Consider the following 16992-nt stretch of genomic DNA (forward strand, 5'->3'; position numbering starts at 1 on the left):
GGGGCGGCAACGCCTTGTCGCGCTGCCGCCATCCCTTATTATTTCTTGGTGAAGACGGCGTTCGGGTTGTCCAGGCTGTCCGAACCTTCGAGCTTGATCGTGCCGAGATCGAGAGCGGCGATGACCCGCTGGATGCTCTTCGTCTGGTCGAGCAGGCCGTCGATGGCCTTCTGCACGGTGGCGTTGCCTTCCTTGTTGCCCTCGCCGATCATCTGATCGTATTTCTCGACCGTCTCGCCGCGATGCACCATCGCCTTCATGGCGGCAAGCGTCGCGTCGAGCTTGCCTTCCATTTCCTTGTCGAGCGCCGGATCCTTGGCCTTGACCAGATCGTGCAGCGACGGGCCTTTCAGCTTGGTGCCGTCGACGCGAGTGTAATTGCCGGTATAGGCAGACGCGATGCCGATGGCGTCGCCATTGTGCTCGTTATAGGTATTGTCGGAGAAGCAATCCTGCTCTTCTTCCGGATCGTGCAGCAGCAGGCCGAGCTTCATACGCTCGCCGGCAAGCTCACCATAGGAGAGCGAGCCCATGCCGGTCAGGATGGTGGTCAGGCCGGCCTTCGGATCGGCTTCCACATGCTTGGTGGCTTCGCCGTCCGCCGCCCACTTGTCGGTCATCTCCTGCAAATCCGAAACCAGCAGCGTCGAGGCCGATTTCAGATATTCGGCGCGGCGGTCGCAATTGCCGTGCGTGCAATTCTTCAGATCGTAATCGGTGGCGGGACGTTCGCCGGCGCCGGCACCCGTGCCGTGCAGGTCCTGTCCCCACAATAGGAACTCGATGGCGTGATAACCCGTCGCGACATTGGCCTCAACACCGCCGGCCTGATGCAGCGTGCCCGAGAGGAATTCCGGCGTCAGATGCGAGGCGTCGACATCCTTGCCGTTGATCTTGATCGTCTTGTTGGCGATGACGTTCGCGACATAGAGCGCGTTCTCATCGCTTTCCGTGCCGTAGGAGGCGTCGACATAATCGATCAGTCCCTCGTCCAGCGGCCAGGAATTGACCTTGCCTTCCCAATCGTCGACGATCGGGTTGCCGAAGCGGTAGACTTCCGTCTGCGCATAGGGAACACGGGCCTTGATCCAGGCCGCACGTGCCGCCTTCAGCGTCTTGTCGCTGGGGTTGGCGAGCAGAGCGTCGATCGCCTTGTCGAGTGCTTTCGCCGTCGTCAGCGCATCCTCATATTTGGCATGTGCCAGGTCCGCATAATGCTTGAGAACGGCGGCCGGCTCGGGAGCGGCTGCAAGAGCCGGCAGGCTGAATGCGGCGGTCGTGATCACGGCCACCGCGAGCGCGGCGCCAATTCTGTTTTTCAGTTTCATGTTCCTCTCCTGTGACAGCGGGGGCACCGTCAAAACTTGGCAATTTGTGTCATGTATGAAAAACAAACTTGTGTCAAACGCTCTAGTTTAGAACGATTTTAAGGCGAGAGACCAAGGGTTTAACGTCGCAAGCGAAATGGATTCGCTCGCGAATGCGCAGCTATGGGGCGTTTGATATTACGTCGGCAGGGCAGTGGAAGCAGGCTCGCTCGCCGCCAGCTCACATTTTCCGTTGAAGGCGGCTGAAGAAGAAGCCGTCGGTATCTGTGGAGGCCGGTGTCAGGGTAATGGTCTTGCCGTCGGAGGAGCGCGGCTTTGCGGCATCCTTGCCGAACAGCGTCTCCCAGGAGCTCAGGGTTTCCACCACTTCGAAATCCGGATTCTGGGCGGCGAAACGGTTCACCTGTGCCTCATTCTCCTCCGGCAGCACCGAGCAGGTGACATAGAGCAGAGCGCCGCCGGGGCGGACGAATTCGCCGGCCTGCGCCAGGGCTTCCTGTTGCTGGCTGGTGCGTTCGTCGAGGTTTTTCTGTGTCAGCCGCCATTTGGTATCGGGACGCCGCCGCCAGGTGCCGGTGCCGGTGCAGGGAGCATCGACCAGAACCTTGTCGAACTTGCCGCGCAGTTGAAGCAGGCCATTGCGGTCGTCGTGGACCTGAACGTTGCGGGTGCCCGCTCGCTTCAGGCGCTCTATGATCGGTGCCAGCCGCCGCCGGTCGCTGTCATAGGCATGGACCTGGCCCTTGTTGTGCATCGCGGCCGACATGGCGAGCGTCTTGCCGCCACCGCCGGCGCAATAATCAAGCACCTGGTCGCCTTCATCAGGCAGGACCAGATCGGCGACGATCTGCGAGCCTTCATCCTGCACCTCGAACCAGCCCTTCTGGAACGAAAGTTCGGCCGTGACGTTCGGCAGGCGGGAGGCGCCTTCACCGGCCGGAATGCGGATGCCGAAACGGGCGATGTTCGATGGCTGCCCGCCGGCGCGCTCCAGTGCCTTCACGACTTTGGCGCGCTCGGCCTTCAGCGCATTGGCGCGAAGGTCGAGCGTCGGGCGCTCGGCAAGGGCTTTGGCTTCGGCAAGCCAGCCATCGCCGAAGGCTTGGCTGAAGGAGGGCTCGACCCATTCGGGAATATCACCCTGGACGTGACGAGGCGCATCTTCGAGCTTGCGGGCCGCAAAGGCGGCCAATGTTTCGGCGCTCGGCGCCTCGGGTGCGAATTTATCGCCGTCCAGCTCGGCAGCCAGCGCCTCCGGCGTCAGGCCCCATTGGCGGAAGAGTACGGCATGGGCAAGCGCGGACGCGCTGTCGTCTTCCATCAGCCAGGCATGCGAAAGCCGCATGCGCAGGGCGTCATAGACGATGTTGCCGATCGCGGCCCTGTCGCCGGAGCCGGCGAAGCGATGGGCCAGGCCCCAATCTTTCAGGGCATCGGCCACCGGTCGCTTGCGCGCTTCGATATCGGCAAGAACTTCGATGGCCCCCTGCAATCGGCCGCCCAGACGCATTCACACTCTCCTGCTCGCGCATGACCCGGAACCCGTTGGAGCTCATCTTGGGACTCGGCGCCCTACCAAAAATCGCTGACGGCTCGCCAATCCGCGTAAATAGTGCCCAAGGCGGCGGATTTTGAGACGTCTCAATCGCGTGGTAGCCGCGATTGGCCGAGAGAGCAAGCGTCATGCCGATTTGCCGGATGGTTCCGGCTTGCGGCGATTACTTCGAGGCGACGACCTCGTAACAGACTTTGGCGGTACCCGAAGCGACCATGCCGATGTTCTGTGCAGCAGCGCGGGAGAGATCGAGAACACGTCCGCGAATGAAAGGCCCACGGTCGTTGATGCGAACGACGACGCTGCGGCCATTGTGCTTGTTGGTGACCCGGAGGCGCGTGCCGAAGGCGAGCGAACGATGGGCGGCAGTAAGATTTCTGGAACTCATACGTTCCCCGGAAGCAGTTCGGGAGCTTCCCCCGTACCATGAAGCGCCTCCGCAGCCAGCGGATGCAAATGCCGGATTCGAAACGACAGCAATGGAGGCGGATATAGTTGCGGCGATTGCCAAAGAACGTGCGATTTTCTTCAAACCGATTTTTCCCTCAAGCTATTGAACTTGCGCCCTGGGTAGGCGGCGGGGCTTAAATCAGGCCAAAAATGGCGAAAAAGTGCCACCATCGATCACGGAATGTTACAATCTGTAATATTTGTGATGTTAAGGGAATACTAGGGCTGTTCAGCGGATTTGCTTGATTGTGGAAAAAACCCAATAAAATCAGTTAAAAATGGAACGAATTTTCTCGTAAGCATCGACCGATGCCAGGCATCACAAAAATCGGAAAAATAATTTTCCGGCTTTGCCATAATCACTGCCGCACTTGTGCAATTTTAGAGGTCATTAACCATAAATGCGGAGCAAATTGAACTAAGGCAGCCGGCTAAGTAGGAATTTTCATGCGATATAGCGGGGATACCGGGAGCGATTTCTCAGCCGCGCCATGCTCCAGAGGACCAGAGTTCGGCAAGCGACATGCGATACTCTGGGTAGCGGAACTGGAAGCCGAGCGCGCGCAGTTTCGCGTTCGAAACGCGCTTGTTCTCGCCATAGAAGGAGCGTGCCATCGGCGTCAGCTCAGCTGTTTCGAAAGGCTGTTCCGGTGGCGGTTCGACGCCCATCAGGCCAGCGGCCTCGGCAACGACATCCTGCGGCGGTGCAGGTTCGTCATCGGTGACATTATATATGCCGCCGAGCTTGCGATCGGACAGGAAGCGGGCACATGCGCCGATATCCTCGACGCGGATGCGATTGAACACCTGGTTCGCCTTGATGAGCCGCCGGGCGGTTCCCTTTTCCAGATTGCAGAAGGCATTGCGGCGCGGGCCGTAAATGCCGGAAAGCCGCAGCACGGCAACGGGGAGGCCGAGCCGGATGCCGACGCGCAGCCAGCCGTCTTCTGCCTCTACCCGCTCGACGGAGCGATCGGCGATTGGATGCAGTGATGTCTGCTCGCTGACCCAAGCGCCCTTATGGTCGCCATAGACCCCGACGGTCGAGAGATAGCAGATCCATTCCAGCTTCGGCATCAATGCCTTGAGATTGAGCTGCGCCAGCCGCAGTAGCGGATCGCCTGATTTGCCCGGTGCGATCGATTGCACCAGATGCGTGGCGCTTTGCATCGCCTCGGCAAGAGCCGGGTCGAGGGTCTCGCCATCGAAGACGAAGGCCTCGATGCCATCTTTCGTCAGCTGCTCGGCCTTGTCGGCGGAGCGGGTGGTACCGGTGATGCGAATGCCGGAGCCGGCGAAGGCCTTGGCGATGGCCGTTCCGGAATAGCCGCAGCCGAAAATCATCACATGCATCACGATACCCCTGCCAGTTTCCATTCGCCGCGGACTTCTTCGTCCGCCTCGTCATTTCTTTCTGCCGCAAACGCGCGGAATTCGCCAGCCTTCATCAGCCGGGACAGCGCCCAGACCGCCATGCCGCGCACGACTGGCGAGGGATCTCCAGCCAGTTGGCGACATCTCTCTATAAGGGAGCGATCGCCCGAATTGCCGGCAGCGATCAGCACATTACGGATGAAGCGGTCGCGACCGATACGCTTGACCGGCGAACCGCTGAAGAATGTGCGGAAGCTTGCATCATCCAGATCGAGCAGGAAGGCGATGGACGGTTCCTTGAGATCATCCCGAGCCAACAGCTTCATCTCCGAGGCGGCACTGGCGAACTTGTTCCAGGGGCAGGCGGCAAGACAGTCGTCGCAGCCGTAGATGCGGTTGCCGATCAACGGCCGAAGCTCAGGATCGATCGGACCCCTGTGCTCAATGGTCAGATAGGAAATGCAGCGACGCGCATCGAGCTGATAGGGAGCCGGGAAGGCAGCGGTCGGGCAGGCGTCGAGGCAGGCCCGGCAGGAGCCGCAATGGTCAATCTCCGGCTCATCGGGCTCGAGATCGGCCGTGGTGAACATCGAGCCGAGAAAGAGCCAGGAGCCAAAGCCACGGCTGACCAGATTCGTGTGCTTGCCCTGCCAGCCGAGGCCGGCAGCCTCTGCGAGCGGCTTCTCCATGACCGGTGCGGTATCGACGAAGACCTTGACGTCCTCTTTCGAGCGCGCCGCGAAGCGGGTGGCGATCTCCTTCAGCCGTCCTTTTATGACATCGTGGTAGTCACGGTTCCGGGCGTAGACCGATATTGCCGCCTTATCCCTCTTCTCCAGGATGCCGCGCGGGTCTTCTTCGGGGCCGTAATTGAGGCCGAAGACGACGATGGACCGCGTCTTGCTCCAGAGTACGCGCGGATCGCCTCGGCGGTCGCGGGTCTCCTCCATCCAGCCCATGGTGCCGTGATAGCCCTTGTCGAGAAACTGGCTGAGCCGGACGGCCGCTTCCGGAATGGCATCCGGCCTGGTGATGCGACAGAGATCGAAACCCTGGGCTCGCGCTTCCTCTCGCACGAAAGCCGTCAGCGTGCTTCTGCGCTTGTCCACTTTTTCCGTTTCGCGATCATCGGGCATATCGAGCCCTCGTCATAGCAATTCCAGGATAAGGTGCGTTAGCGGTTTTCCGTTCGGAATTGCGTGAAAAACGCTCTAGAAATCCAGATCGGCGTAATGTGAGACCGGGGTGACACCGCGCACACGCTCCGCCAGGATCGGCCGGAAGGAAGGGCGCGACTTCAGCCGCTGATACCATTCCTTGGCAACAGGCGATTCCGTCCAGTCGATCTCGCCCAGATAATCTAGCACGGAAACCGAGGCCGCGGCGGCGAGATCGGCATAGCTCAGCCGTTCGCCGGCCAGCCACTGCCGCGAACCTGCGAGCCAGGAAAGATACTTCATATGCTGGCGGATATTGCCGCGCGCCATGCGCATGACTTTGGAATCCGGCGCGCCGCCGCCCTGTTCGGCGGTCATCTGAAGCTTGAAGACGCGCTCGCGCGTCAGCGGCCGCGTCACATCCTGCTCCATCTTCTGCATGAACCATTCCGTCAGCCGGCGGATTTCGGCGCGCTGGAACGGATCTTCGGCCAGAAGCCGGCGATCGCGCTTCAGAACGCCGTGTGTCTCGTCGAGATATTCGGAGATGACCGAAGCACCGCAGAGCGCCCGCATGCTGTCATCGACGTAGACAGGCAGGGTGCCAGCCGGGTTCAGCGCCAGGAAATCGCGGCGCTTTTCCCAGGTCTGTTCCTCGATCAGCTCCGTCTGATAGCCATATTCCGTCAGGATCAGACGAACGAACCGGGAGGAAGATGACATTGGGTGATGATACAGCGTCGGCATTGGTACTCGGGTGTTTCTGATTGATGCTACGGAAGTCTTTTCGGTCGCGATCCTGCGGCCCTAGTCATTTGTCATCGGTTGAAGCTATAGGATCTTGGCCTAGTTTGCACAAGCGAATCGGGCCGCCCTGCCGTTAGACAAAGGACACGATATGGCTGAACAAATTGTTATCGCGTTGGTTTTAGGCCTTGTAGAGGGGCTTACGGAGTTCATTCCGGTCTCCTCGACAGGCCATCTGATACTGCTTGGACATTTTCTCGGCTTCAAATCGGCCGGTACTTTTGAAGTTTTGATCCAGCTCGGCGCGATTCTCGCCATTCTGCTTGTCTATTTCAATCGCCTCGTCCAGATCGCCAAGGCGCTCCCCGTCAGCGCCAAGGCCCGTCACTTCGTGCTCGCCGTCCTGTTCGGCTTTCTGCCTGCTGCCGTCATCGGCGCACTGGCGCATGATTTCATCAAGACCGTGCTGTTCGATTCGCCGAAGGTCATCTGTATCTCGCTGATCCTCGGCGGCATCGTTCTGCTCGTCATCGACAGGATCGAGTTCAAGCCGAAATACACCAGCGCCTACGAATTTTCCTGGCCCATGGCGGTCAAGATCGGCTTCTTCCAGTGCCTGGCCATGATCCCGGGAACGTCGCGCTCCGGTTCCACCATCGTCGGTGCCCTGCTGCTCGGTGCCGATAAGCGTTCGGCCGCCGAGTTTTCCTTCTTCCTCGCCATGCCGACAATGGTCGGCGCCTTCACGCTGGATTTGTGGAAGAGCCGCCACGATCTCAGCTTCGCCGATGGTCAGCTGATCGTCATCGGCTTCTTCATGGCCTTCATCTCGGCGCTCTTTGTCGTGCGCGCGCTGCTCGACTTCGTATCCCGCCGTGGTTACGCCCCCTTCGCATGGTGGCGCATTGCAGTCGGCGCAATCGGTCTCATCGGTCTCTATTTCGGCTGAGACCGACCGTCGAGGCTGATATCCTGGAAAAAGTGAAGGCCGGTCAAAACCGGCCTTTTTCATACCCGATCAGTTCGGGGAGGATGCGTCGATGGAACCCGTCGTGCAGGGGTCGACGCCGTAGGTCGGCGCACATTCGCCCTTGATCGAGGCGATGCTGCCGCGAGCCACGAAGGAGCCTGCGAGAATCACCAGTGCCGCGCACGCAAACAGAAGCGCGATAGACTTGCCCATCGAAGAATGCCTTTCCGCAGAAGTGTGAAGCGCGCCACGGACCGGTCTGTTGTTCGAGTCTGAGACGCGCGGCTGTGTTAGTCAGTGAGATGAGCAATAGCAATAAATGTTCATATTAAATTTGACGTTAATGCTACTATTTCCGCACTGCGTCTTTTAAGCAACGCTGAGCTGTGAATGGCGGCGGCCCGCCAGCTTGCTGGAGCAGGTTTCTGCCGTTGAGGAGCAATAAAAAACGCCGCCCAGCAAAGCCGGGCGGCGCATGAATTCGTGGAACAGCCGAATCGTCAGGCGGCTTTGCCAGAGCCGGTGAACTGGCCCTGCGGACGGTAGCGCACCAGATAGGACGGCAGCACGGAGACGAGCAATGTCGGCAGCAGGCCGATGCCCTTCAGAGTGCGTCCTTCCGCTTCCGCCTGCTGGGAAACGACGTTGTCGCTCTTCAGCAGCGTTACCTGATCGGCGGTGATTGGCGGCTTGATCAGCGGCACCAGCGAGGCGATCGAGCCGATCAGCGAAGCCAGGCCGAACGGAATGGAGACGAGCGACTTCTTCCGGTTGATGACGGCAAGCGTGGTCTCGAGACATTCGCGGAAGGACAACACTTCCGGACCGCCGAGCTCATAGGTCGTGCCGGCCTTCAGTTTTCCGTCGACGCTGCGGGCGACGGTTTCCGCGATGTCCTGCACATAGACCGGCTGGAACTTGGTCTTGCCGCCGCCGATCAGCGGCAGGAAGGGCGCGGTGCGCGACATGTCAGCGAACTTGTTGAAGAATTCATCTTCCGGACCGAACACGATCGAAGGACGCAGAATGATTGCATCAGGCTTGATCGACAGGACGGCGGCTTCCGCGCGAGCTTTAGTGCGGGCATAGGCCGAGGGCGAATTGGCATCGGCGCTGAGGGAGGAAATATGCGTCAGCGAAGCGCCGGCATTGCGGGCGGCTTCCGCAATCGCCTTGGCACCGAATTCCTGTACAGCGTCGAACGTGTTGCGGCCGCTTTCGGCGAGAATGCCGACGCAGTTGACGACATGCTGAGCGCCTTCAACGGCACGGTCGATGGAATTGCGGTAGCGCACATTGGCCTGGACGATCGAAATCTGGCCGAGATTGCCGAGCGGCTGCAGGAAACCGGCAAGATCGGGGCGGCGAACAGCGACACGGATGCGATAGCCGCGCTTGGCAAGCGCACGCACGGTGTGTCGCCCGATGAAACCTGATCCTCCGAACACGGTGACGAGCGGCGGGAGGTTGGACAGGGTCATGGCAGGCTCCTCGAAAGGCTTTGATTGGGCTTATCTGGTTTCGTCTTAGCCGATCCGCGCGCCGAGGTGAAGTGCTATCGCGCTGCATTGCAGCGTCGGCTTTTCAAGCGATTTAAACCCCTTCGACGACCACCATTTCCGCGTCTGCCACCTGCTGCCGGATTTTGGCCGCGATCTGGTATTCCGGCGAATTATAGCAATCGACGGCGTGCTGCAGCGACGGGAATTCGATAACGACGTTGCGGCCGCGTGCCTGTCCCTCGAGCGGCGTAAACGCGCCGCCGCGCGCGAGGAAATTCGCGCCGTATTTCTCGAAGGCGTGCTTCGCGGCGGCGACGTAGTCCTTGTAGCGCTCGGGGTCGCGGACATCCACGCGCGCGATCCAATATCCCTTTGCCATCTCGACCTCCCTGATTGTTGTGGTGGTTTAAAGTGCAGCGTCCATTTCGGCGAGAATGGCGTGGGCGGCTTGCCTCGGATCGGCCGCCTTGACGATCGGCCGTGCGACGACGAGATGGCTCGAGCCAGCCTTGATGGCAGCGGCCGGCGTCATCACGCGCTTCTGGTCGCCCTTATCGCTCCCTGCCGGGCGGATGCCAGGGGTCACCAGCGCCATATCCGGCCCGATGATCTTGCGGACGGCGGCGGACTCTTCGGCCGAGCAGACGATGCCGCCCATGCCGGCCAGATGGGCCTGTTCGGCCCGGCGCAGCACCAGCGTATGCGGGTCATATTCGTAACCGGCGGCGATCAGATCGCCTTCGTCCATCGAGGTCAGCACGGTGACACCGAGCAGGCAGAGGTCGGAGCCCTTCGCCGCTTCGACAGCCGCCTTCATGGCTTTCGGATAGGCGTGCAGCGTCAGCATCGACATGCCCATCTTGACGATGTTCTCCACGCCGGAGGCGACAGTATTGTCGATGTCGAGCAGCTTCATATCGAGGAAGATCTTCTTGCCGCTGGCGGCAAGGTCGCGCGCGAATTCCAGGCCGCCGGCAAAGGCGAGCTGATAGCCGATCTTGTAATAGAGAATATCGTCGCCGAGGGCGCCGACCACTTTTTCGGCCTCCTGAAGGTTTGGAACATCCAGTCCAACGATCAAGCGGTCGCGTGCGGTCATATCAAGCCCATCCCATCCAATCTTCCATGGGTGTCCAGTCGCATGAGACGGCGCGCTTCGCAAGATCGAAACAGAAAAGATTGCCGCCTCCTGGCGGTTGATCCCCCTGCCGCGCGATCGGCTTTCCCTCCAGATGGCATTTCAGCAGCGTGCCGACGCCTCCATGGCCGACGAAGGCGATCGGCGCGTTCGGATCGTGCCGCACAAGAACGGCCTCGACATTGGAGACGATTCTCACCTGCGCATCGATGGCGCGCTCCCAGCCCTTGAAGCTCTCATGCGGGTTGGCGAAGAACCAGTCCGCTGCTTTCTCGAACTCCGGCGGCGCTAGAAAACCTGTGGCACTGCGGTCGTTTTCATGCATGGCCTCGATGACCTCGATCGGCGCACCGCTTGCCGTCGCCAGAGCCTCGGCCGTTTCGATCGCCTTGCGCTCGCCGCTGGAGACGATGAGGCTCAGCTTGCCCGCCCAAGGCCGGCTCGCCGCCAGCCGCGCCCGCTCGGCGCCAATGTCGGACAAGCCCCATTGCGGCACCGGCACATTCGGGTCGATGCGCACCTGCGGATGCGTAATATAAAGAGCGTACATGGATCTCTCAGCGATTGCCTCAGCCGCGGCTATAGACCCATAGCTGGGCCGGCGGAATATTGCGGACGATGAAATCGTAGTGGCGGATATGATAGCGATCCGGCTTGGCGATGATCGGCGAGACCGGGCCGTAGGAGATCTGCACCACCGGCCGGCCGGCCGGCATGCGATCCAGCAGGCTTTCCAGCAACGCGACGCGCGCCTTCATTGGGAAATTGAGGAGAGGAATGCCGGAGACGACGGAATCGAAGGTCTGCCCGCGCAGTACGCCGAGCGTCTTATCGAGATCGAAGGCATCGCCATTGATGAAATTGACGCCGGGGTAACGGCGGACGAGATGATTGTAGAAATCGGTGGAATATTCGATGGCGACGAGATTTTGCGGCTCTACACCGCGTTCGAGGATCGCCTTGGTGATCGCCCCGGTTCCCGGCCCAAGCTCCAGCACAGGCAGACCTGATTGCGGGTTGATGACACTAGCCATCTTGCGGGCCGTGATCGACGACGTAGGAACGATCGAGCCGACGGTCTTGGGGCCTTGCATCATGCCCTTGAAGAAGCGGATCTCCTCGTCGAATTTCTTGCCTAGCCGTTCCTTGAGACGCAGCGCCATGCTCTCCCCCCATCAGATGTTACCGTCGCGACTTACATATTGCTTCTCTAGGATCTTGCAACGGAATGACGCAATAACAAGAGAAAATGTCGCAATCGACAAAAGACCAAATAAAAGCGCCCTTGCGTAGGTTAAACGCATGAAGGGCGCTTTAGTTTCGCTACACCCGCATCGGCATCAGCACATAAAGCGCGTCGTCGCCAGCCGTGTCGCGGATGAGCGTCGGCGAACCGGCGTCGGCCAGCAGGAATATGGCCGCGTCGCCGGAAAGCTGCGCGGTAATGTCGAGCAGGTATTTGGCGTTGAAGCCGATTTCCATCGGGTCCATCTCGTAACCGACGGCAACCTCCTCGGTCGCGCTGCCCGAATCCGGATTGTTGACGGTCAGCAGCAGCTGGCCGTCAGACAGAGCTAGCTTCACAGCCCGGCCGCGCTCCGAAGAGATCGTCGACACGCGGTCGACGGCCTGGGCGAAGGTCTGGCAATCGACCCGCATTTCCTTGTCATTGTTGGCCGGAATAACGCGCTGATAGTCCGGGAAGGTGCCGTCGATCAGCTTCGAGGTCATGACGATGGAGCCGATGGTCAGGCGGATCTTCGCGTCGGAGACTTCGACGGTCACGATCGCATCCGGCGTGTCCACGAGCTTCTGCAGTTCACCCACCGTCTTGCGCGGGATGATGATCCCGGGCATGCCTTCGGAGCCAGAGGGAGCGCTGACATCGGCGCGTGCCAAGCGATGGCCGTCCGTGGCGACGGCCCTGAGCTTCAGGTCGCCGCCGCTTTCGATTGTATGGAAGAAGATGCCGTTGAGATAGTAACGCGTCTCTTCCGTGGAGATCGCAAACTGCGTGCGGTCGATGAGCATCTTCAGATCGCTCGCCTTCAGCTTGAAGGAATGGCTGAAGCTGCCGGCAGTGAGATCCGGGAAATCGGATTCCGGCAGGCATTGCAGCGAGAACTTCGAGCGCCCGGAGGCAACCGTCATCGAGCTGCCATCGGTGTTGGTGGCGAGAAGCACTTCCGAGCCGTCGGGAAGCTTGCGCACGATATCATAGAGCAGATGCGCGGGAACCGTTGTGGCGCCGGCCTGTTCGACATTCGCGGGCGTTGCCTCAGTGATTTCGAGATCGAGGTCTGTCGCCTTCATGTCGAGGTTCGTGCCATCGGCCTTGAGCAGCACATTGGACAGGATCGGGATCGTGTTGCGACGCTCGACCACGCGATGCACGTGGTTCAGCGACTTCAGGAGGTTCGACCGCTCAATTGTAATACGCATGGATGCTACCGCTTTCGACCGTGACTAGCCGGGCGGCCCGAGGCGCCCGAGCGACATGTTTTCGGACAAGGCCCGAAAGATTGGACAGGCAACTTGGCAGACTTCTCCATCCGAATGCAAGAGGCATAGACGTTTTGCCTAGCGCCAATTCGCCATTTCGACGGCAATGCTCCACAGGAATTGCACCGCTCTTGCCGTCTGTGCGCACCTCGCCCATAAAGGCTGCTTATCCGAGATGAATTCAGGACCGGCATGAGCGAAGACCAATCAGGCAGCGGAGCGCGCAGTTTCCGCCTGCACAACAATCAGATCCCGGCCCGCCCTCTCGAACCGGCGCTCTATCTGGTCGCCACCCCGATTGGCAATCTCGGCGACATCACGCTGAGGGCGCTAGAAACGCTGGCCGGTGCCGATGTGCTCGCCTGCGAGGATACGCGCGTGACGCGCGTCCTGCTCGATCGCTATGGCATACAGAACAAGCCCTATGCCTATCACGAATACAATGCCGATGAGGCCGGTCCGCGGCTGCTGCAGGCTCTGGAAGCCGGCCGATCTGTTGCATTGGTCTCCGATGCCGGCACGCCGCTTGTCTCCGATCCCGGCTATCGCCTTGCGGTGCAGGCGATCGAAGCGGGATACAAGGTCGTGCCCATTCCCGGCGCCTCGGCCCCTCTGGCTGCTCTCGTCGGCTCCGGCCTGCCGAACGATGCCTTCTTCTTTGCCGGTTTCCTGCCTGCCAAGGACAAGGGCCGCCGCGACCGTCTGGCCGAACTGGCAGCGGTGCCGGCGACCCTCATCTTCTTTGAATCGCCGCATCGCATTGCCGCCACCCTTGCCGCCGCCGCCGATGTGCTTGGCGGTGAGCGCGCGGGCGCCGTCTGCCGCGAGCTGACGAAGACCTTCGAGGAATTCCGGCGCGGCACATTGTCCGAACTCGCGTCATTCTATGACGCGGTCGACAATGTGAAGGGCGAGATCGTCTGGCTTGTGGGACCGCCAGCGGAAAGCGTTGCGGCAGAGGCCGATGTCGATGCCATTCTCGCCGATCTCTCAGGGACGATGCCGACAGCCAAGGCCGCGACCGAGGCTGCGCGCCTCACCGGCCTGCCGCGAAAGGAGCTGTACCAGCGCCTGCTCGACATGAAGGAGCGCCATGGCTGATATGAAGCCCGGGTCCGGCGAGAAGCTGAAGCGGCAAAAGGCTTGGCGTCGCGGCCATGTGGCCGAATATCTCGCGGCTGCCTTCCTGATGCTCAAGGGCTATCGCATCCTGGCCGTCCGCCACCGCACCAAGCTCGGTGAAATCGATATCGTCGCCCGCAAGGGTGATCTCGCCATCTTTGTCGAGGTCAAGTCGCGGCGCGGCGCACAGGAGGCGATCGATGCAGTTTCCCTCTCGTCGCAAAACCGCATCCGTGCTGCGAGCGACCTATGGCTCGCCCGACAGCCGGATTTTGCCCGCCTGTCGCAACGCTATGACATCGTCGCCATGCTGCCCGGCCGCTGGCCGCAGCATTTTCCGGATGCGTTTTGAACACGGCGTTACAGGACCGTCATAAAATCAGCCTATTGCCGGACCGATAAGCGTTTGCGATTTCCGCCGCGCTCACAATGCTATTTCGACAGGCTTCAATATGATCCGCAACACCGTTTCCGCATTCACCGTTCCCTCGCAGGAAGAGCGCAAGAGCTTTATTTCACTCGAAAAGACCGCGGTCGTTCACGCCGAGAAGCTTGCATCGCTCGCCTGCCTGAATACGGTGCGCATCGGCGGGGCGGATGCCAAGGTCGAGGCTCTCTCCTTCCCCTTTACCGTCGCAGCCTGGAATCTCGAGCGCTGCCTCTTTCCCGAGGAAAGCGCGGCCAAGCTGCGGGAAACCGGCGCGCCGCTGATCCAGCTGTCGGAAATGGATCTGGGCATGGCCCGCACCGAACAGCGCGACCCGACGGCGATCATCGCCGGCGAACTCGGCATGAACTACGCCTATGGTGTCGAATTCCTCGAACTCAGTCTCGGTTCGGAAATCGAACGCTCCTACTGCAAGGACGATTTCAACGAGAAGGGCTTTCATGGCAACGCCCTGATGGCCTCCGTCGCCCTAAAGGATGCCTTCATGATCCGCTTACCCGGCGAAGCCGTCTGGTTCAACGACAGCAACGAGCAGCCGCGCATTGGCGATCGTTGCGCTGTCGGCGCCATTGTTGAGACAGAAGCTGGTCCCATGATTGCCGTTTCCGTTCATCTCGAAAGTGTCGCAACCGCTGCCTATCGCGAGCGGCAGTTGGCGGCGTTGATCGATGAAGTCGAGGCCTTCGCACCCGGTCTGCCGATCTTGATCGGCGGCGATCTCAACACCGGCAATCACACCGGTGGCGATTATTCGACCGATACCCTATTCGCCATGGCCGAAGGCCGTGGTTTCGAATGCCATGGCGGACCGCTCGATCAGACAAGCACGCGCCCGAGCCTGATCACGCGCTTTCCCGATCGCACCATGAAGCTCGACTGGTTCATCACCCGCAGCTTGAAGGTCGGCGAAAGCCACCTTGTTTCCTCCCTGAACGGAGAAGGCAAGCCGCTCTCCGACCACGATATGGTCGTCTGCACAATCGAGGGTTTTTCCGCCTGATCGCTGCAATCGTTAAAATGCGCTCGGTTTCATGAACTTTCCCCTTACCCGTTCCATGCGATGAGATCGCAGACGCACATGGAATTTTGGGGGATTGCATGGTCTTGAAACTGATGTTGGCGAGCATGGCGGCCTTTGCCACCCGTGCCGCGCCGGTCGTGCTCGCGATGCCGCAGTCGAAAAGCTTCGTGGCGGGCGCCAGCAACGAAATGGAAATGAAGCCATCGCCGATCGAACCCTCCTGGGTTTTGTCGGGGAATCCGGTCGCCCGTATCGCCGAGCACTCGCGGGGGCAGGACGATGCCGCAATGACGGCGCTGTGGGATTGCACCGCGGGCGAGTTCCGCTGGTATTTCGGCTGGGACGAAACGGTGATGATCCTTGAGGGCGAGGTGCATATCACCACGGAAGATGGCGTCGAGCGGACGCTCAGCGCCGGCGATGTCGCTTATTTTGCCGGTGGCACCTGGGCGACATGGCGCATCGATCGCTACCTGCGCAAGGTTGCCTTTCTGCGCAAGCCGTTCCCGAAGCCTCTGACCATGGCTTATCGCCTGCGCAACTTCGTCCGCCAGGGCGGCGCACAAGGCCTTGCTGCCTAAGCGGCCACTTGAGGGAAGCCATTGAATAGCCGTTGCGTTTGGATGCAGGCCGACCTACATCTGTCCGCAAATCCGAGCGAGGGCTGACTATGGCTGGTATCAAGAATGTTGCGGTCCAGATGGACCATGTGAAAAGCATCAACATTGCGGGTGACTCCACCTTCGCCATGAGCCTCGAGGCGCAGAACCGGGGCTACAAGCTCTTCCACTATACGCCGGAGCGGCTGAGCATGCGCGACGGCAGGATCTATGCCTCCGTCGAGCCGATGATCCTGCGCGACGTCAAGGGCGATCATTTCGAGCTCGGCGAGCCGGAGCGCGTCGATCTTTCCACCATGGACGTGGTGCTGCTGCGCCAGGACCCGCCATTCGACATGGCTTATATTACCTCGACACATCTGCTCGAGCGCATCCATCCGAAGACGCTCGTGGTCAACGATCCGGCCTGGGTGCGCAACTCGCCGGAAAAGATCTTCGTCACTGAATTCGCCGATCTCATGCCGAAGACGCTCATCACCCGCGATCCGGCTGAAATCCGCCGTTTCCGCGATGAAATGGGCGATATCATCCTGAAGCCGCTCTACGGCAATGGCGGCGCCGGTGTGTTCCACTCGACGCGTGACGACCGCAATCTCTCGTCGCTGCTGGAAATGTTCGGCCAGCTCTTCCGCGAGCCCTTCATTGCCCAGCAATACCTGCCAGACGTGCGCAAGGGCGACAAGCGCATCATCCTCGTCGATGGCGAGGCTGTCGGCGCGATCAACCGCGTGCCGGCCGAGCATGACGCCCGCTCCAACATGCATGTCGGCGGCCGCGCGGAAGCCACCGAGCTGACGGCGCGCGAGAAGGAAATCTGCGCGCGTATCGGCCCAGCCCTCAAGGAGCGCGGCTTCCTGCTCGTCGGCATCGACGTCATCGGCGACTATATGACCGAGATCAACGTGACGTCGCCGACCGGCATCCGCGAAGTCAAGCGTTTCGGCGGCGCCGATATCGCCAGCCTGCTCTGGGATGCGATCGAGGCCAAGCGAGCCTGATCGACAGTTCCCCGCCACGCTTTCGACTGAACGATCTAGTCACCCCCGCATGTCGTTGAT

General features: G+C 60.6%; 19 protein-coding genes. 6 read left to right on the forward strand and 13 right to left on the reverse strand.

The features are described from left to right. Positions 1-38: 38 nt before the first annotated feature. The 6 genes from JJQ51_RS27355 to JJQ51_RS27380 all read right to left on the reverse strand — a co-directional run bounded on the left by JJQ51_RS27355 (position 39) and on the right by JJQ51_RS27380 (position 6611). A complete protein-coding gene (locus JJQ51_RS27355) occupies positions 39-1328 on the reverse strand; it encodes an imelysin family protein (protein WP_113389991.1) in 1290 nt (429 codons plus the stop codon). 220 nt (positions 1329-1548) lie between these two features. Further along, positions 1549-2838, reverse strand: a complete 1290-nt coding sequence (locus tag JJQ51_RS27360; RefSeq protein ID WP_113389992.1) for an RsmB/NOP family class I SAM-dependent RNA methyltransferase — start codon at positions 2836-2838, stop codon at positions 1549-1551. Positions 2839-3046: 208 nt separating this feature from the next. After that, the gene (locus JJQ51_RS27365; protein ID WP_113389993.1) at positions 3047-3415 is read right to left on the reverse strand and encodes a septal ring lytic transglycosylase RlpA family protein; all 369 of its coding nucleotides are present in this window, start codon (positions 3413-3415) and stop codon (positions 3047-3049) included. Positions 3416-3813: 398 nt separating this feature from the next. Next, positions 3814-4686, reverse strand: coding sequence for an SDR family oxidoreductase (locus JJQ51_RS27370; protein WP_269245558.1), 873 nt, complete (start codon positions 4684-4686; stop codon positions 3814-3816). Next, complete coding sequence (gene queG / locus JJQ51_RS27375; protein ID WP_113389994.1) at positions 4686-5843, reverse strand: tRNA epoxyqueuosine(34) reductase QueG; 1158 nt, start codon at positions 5841-5843, stop codon at positions 4686-4688. The genes JJQ51_RS27370 and queG overlap by 1 nt, the downstream gene beginning before the upstream one ends. A 75-nt stretch (positions 5844-5918) precedes the next feature. Then, positions 5919-6611 carry a glutathione S-transferase family protein gene (locus tag JJQ51_RS27380; protein ID WP_015338534.1) on the reverse strand — a complete coding sequence of 231 codons (693 nt, stop codon included), beginning with the start codon at positions 6609-6611 and terminating at the stop codon, positions 5919-5921. 151 nt (positions 6612-6762) lie between these two features. Here JJQ51_RS27380 and JJQ51_RS27385 point away from each other — a divergent pair, with 151 nt between their 5' ends. After that, a complete protein-coding gene (locus JJQ51_RS27385; RefSeq protein ID WP_069611073.1) occupies positions 6763-7560 on the forward strand; it encodes an undecaprenyl-diphosphate phosphatase in 798 nt (265 codons plus the stop codon). A gap of 69 nt (positions 7561-7629) precedes the next feature. Here JJQ51_RS27385 and JJQ51_RS27390 read toward each other — a convergent pair whose 3' ends face one another. The 7 genes from JJQ51_RS27390 to dnaN form a co-directional block, all read right to left on the reverse strand. Then, positions 7630-7794: a hypothetical protein gene (locus JJQ51_RS27390; protein WP_047628464.1), complete on the reverse strand. Its 165-nt coding sequence runs from the start codon at positions 7792-7794 to the stop codon at positions 7630-7632. 287 nt (positions 7795-8081) lie between these two features. After that, entirely contained in the window at positions 8082-9062 is a 981-nt protein-coding gene (locus JJQ51_RS27395) for a complex I NDUFA9 subunit family protein (protein ID WP_113329915.1), read from the reverse strand. A gap of 112 nt (positions 9063-9174) precedes the next feature. Beyond that, positions 9175-9462 carry a DUF1330 domain-containing protein gene (locus JJQ51_RS27400; protein WP_113329916.1) on the reverse strand — a complete coding sequence of 96 codons (288 nt, stop codon included), beginning with the start codon at positions 9460-9462 and terminating at the stop codon, positions 9175-9177. 27 nt (positions 9463-9489) lie between these two features. Continuing rightward, entirely contained in the window at positions 9490-10182 is a 693-nt protein-coding gene (gene pyrF / locus JJQ51_RS27405) for an orotidine-5'-phosphate decarboxylase (protein WP_113329917.1), read from the reverse strand. Position 10183: 1 nt separating this feature from the next. Further along, complete coding sequence (locus tag JJQ51_RS27410; RefSeq protein ID WP_269245540.1) at positions 10184-10771, reverse strand: histidine phosphatase family protein; 588 nt, start codon at positions 10769-10771, stop codon at positions 10184-10186. Between the two features lie 19 nt (positions 10772-10790). Continuing rightward, positions 10791-11384: a phospholipid N-methyltransferase PmtA gene (gene pmtA, locus JJQ51_RS27415; RefSeq protein ID WP_269245541.1), complete on the reverse strand. Its 594-nt coding sequence runs from the start codon at positions 11382-11384 to the stop codon at positions 10791-10793. Between the two features lie 160 nt (positions 11385-11544). Then, positions 11545-12663 (reverse strand): DNA polymerase III subunit beta, encoded by a 1119-nt coding sequence (dnaN, locus tag JJQ51_RS27420; RefSeq protein WP_113329920.1) that lies wholly within the window; start codon positions 12661-12663, stop codon positions 11545-11547. 252 nt (positions 12664-12915) lie between these two features. Here dnaN and rsmI point away from each other — a divergent pair, with 252 nt between their 5' ends. From rsmI to gshB, 5 genes are all read left to right on the forward strand, one after another. After that, positions 12916-13824: a 16S rRNA (cytidine(1402)-2'-O)-methyltransferase gene (gene rsmI / locus JJQ51_RS27425; protein ID WP_269245542.1), complete on the forward strand. Its 909-nt coding sequence runs from the start codon at positions 12916-12918 to the stop codon at positions 13822-13824. Then, a complete protein-coding gene (locus JJQ51_RS27430) occupies positions 13817-14197 on the forward strand; it encodes a YraN family protein (protein WP_246661832.1) in 381 nt (126 codons plus the stop codon). Before rsmI ends, JJQ51_RS27430 begins: the two co-directional genes overlap by 8 nt. A gap of 100 nt (positions 14198-14297) precedes the next feature. Continuing rightward, complete coding sequence (locus JJQ51_RS27435; RefSeq protein WP_269245543.1) at positions 14298-15293, forward strand: endonuclease; 996 nt, start codon at positions 14298-14300, stop codon at positions 15291-15293. A 98-nt stretch (positions 15294-15391) separates the two neighbouring features. Next, a complete protein-coding gene (locus JJQ51_RS27440; protein WP_113329924.1) occupies positions 15392-15895 on the forward strand; it encodes a cupin domain-containing protein in 504 nt (167 codons plus the stop codon). Positions 15896-15984: 89 nt separating this feature from the next. Beyond that, a complete protein-coding gene (gshB, locus tag JJQ51_RS27445; protein ID WP_152095607.1) occupies positions 15985-16932 on the forward strand; it encodes a glutathione synthase in 948 nt (315 codons plus the stop codon). The last annotated feature ends 60 nt before the right edge of the window (positions 16933-16992 follow it).

The sequence above is a fragment of the Rhizobium sp. AG207R genome (assembly GCF_027109195.1).
Taxonomy (GTDB): Bacteria; Pseudomonadota; Alphaproteobacteria; order Rhizobiales; family Rhizobiaceae; genus Rhizobium; species Rhizobium dioscoreae.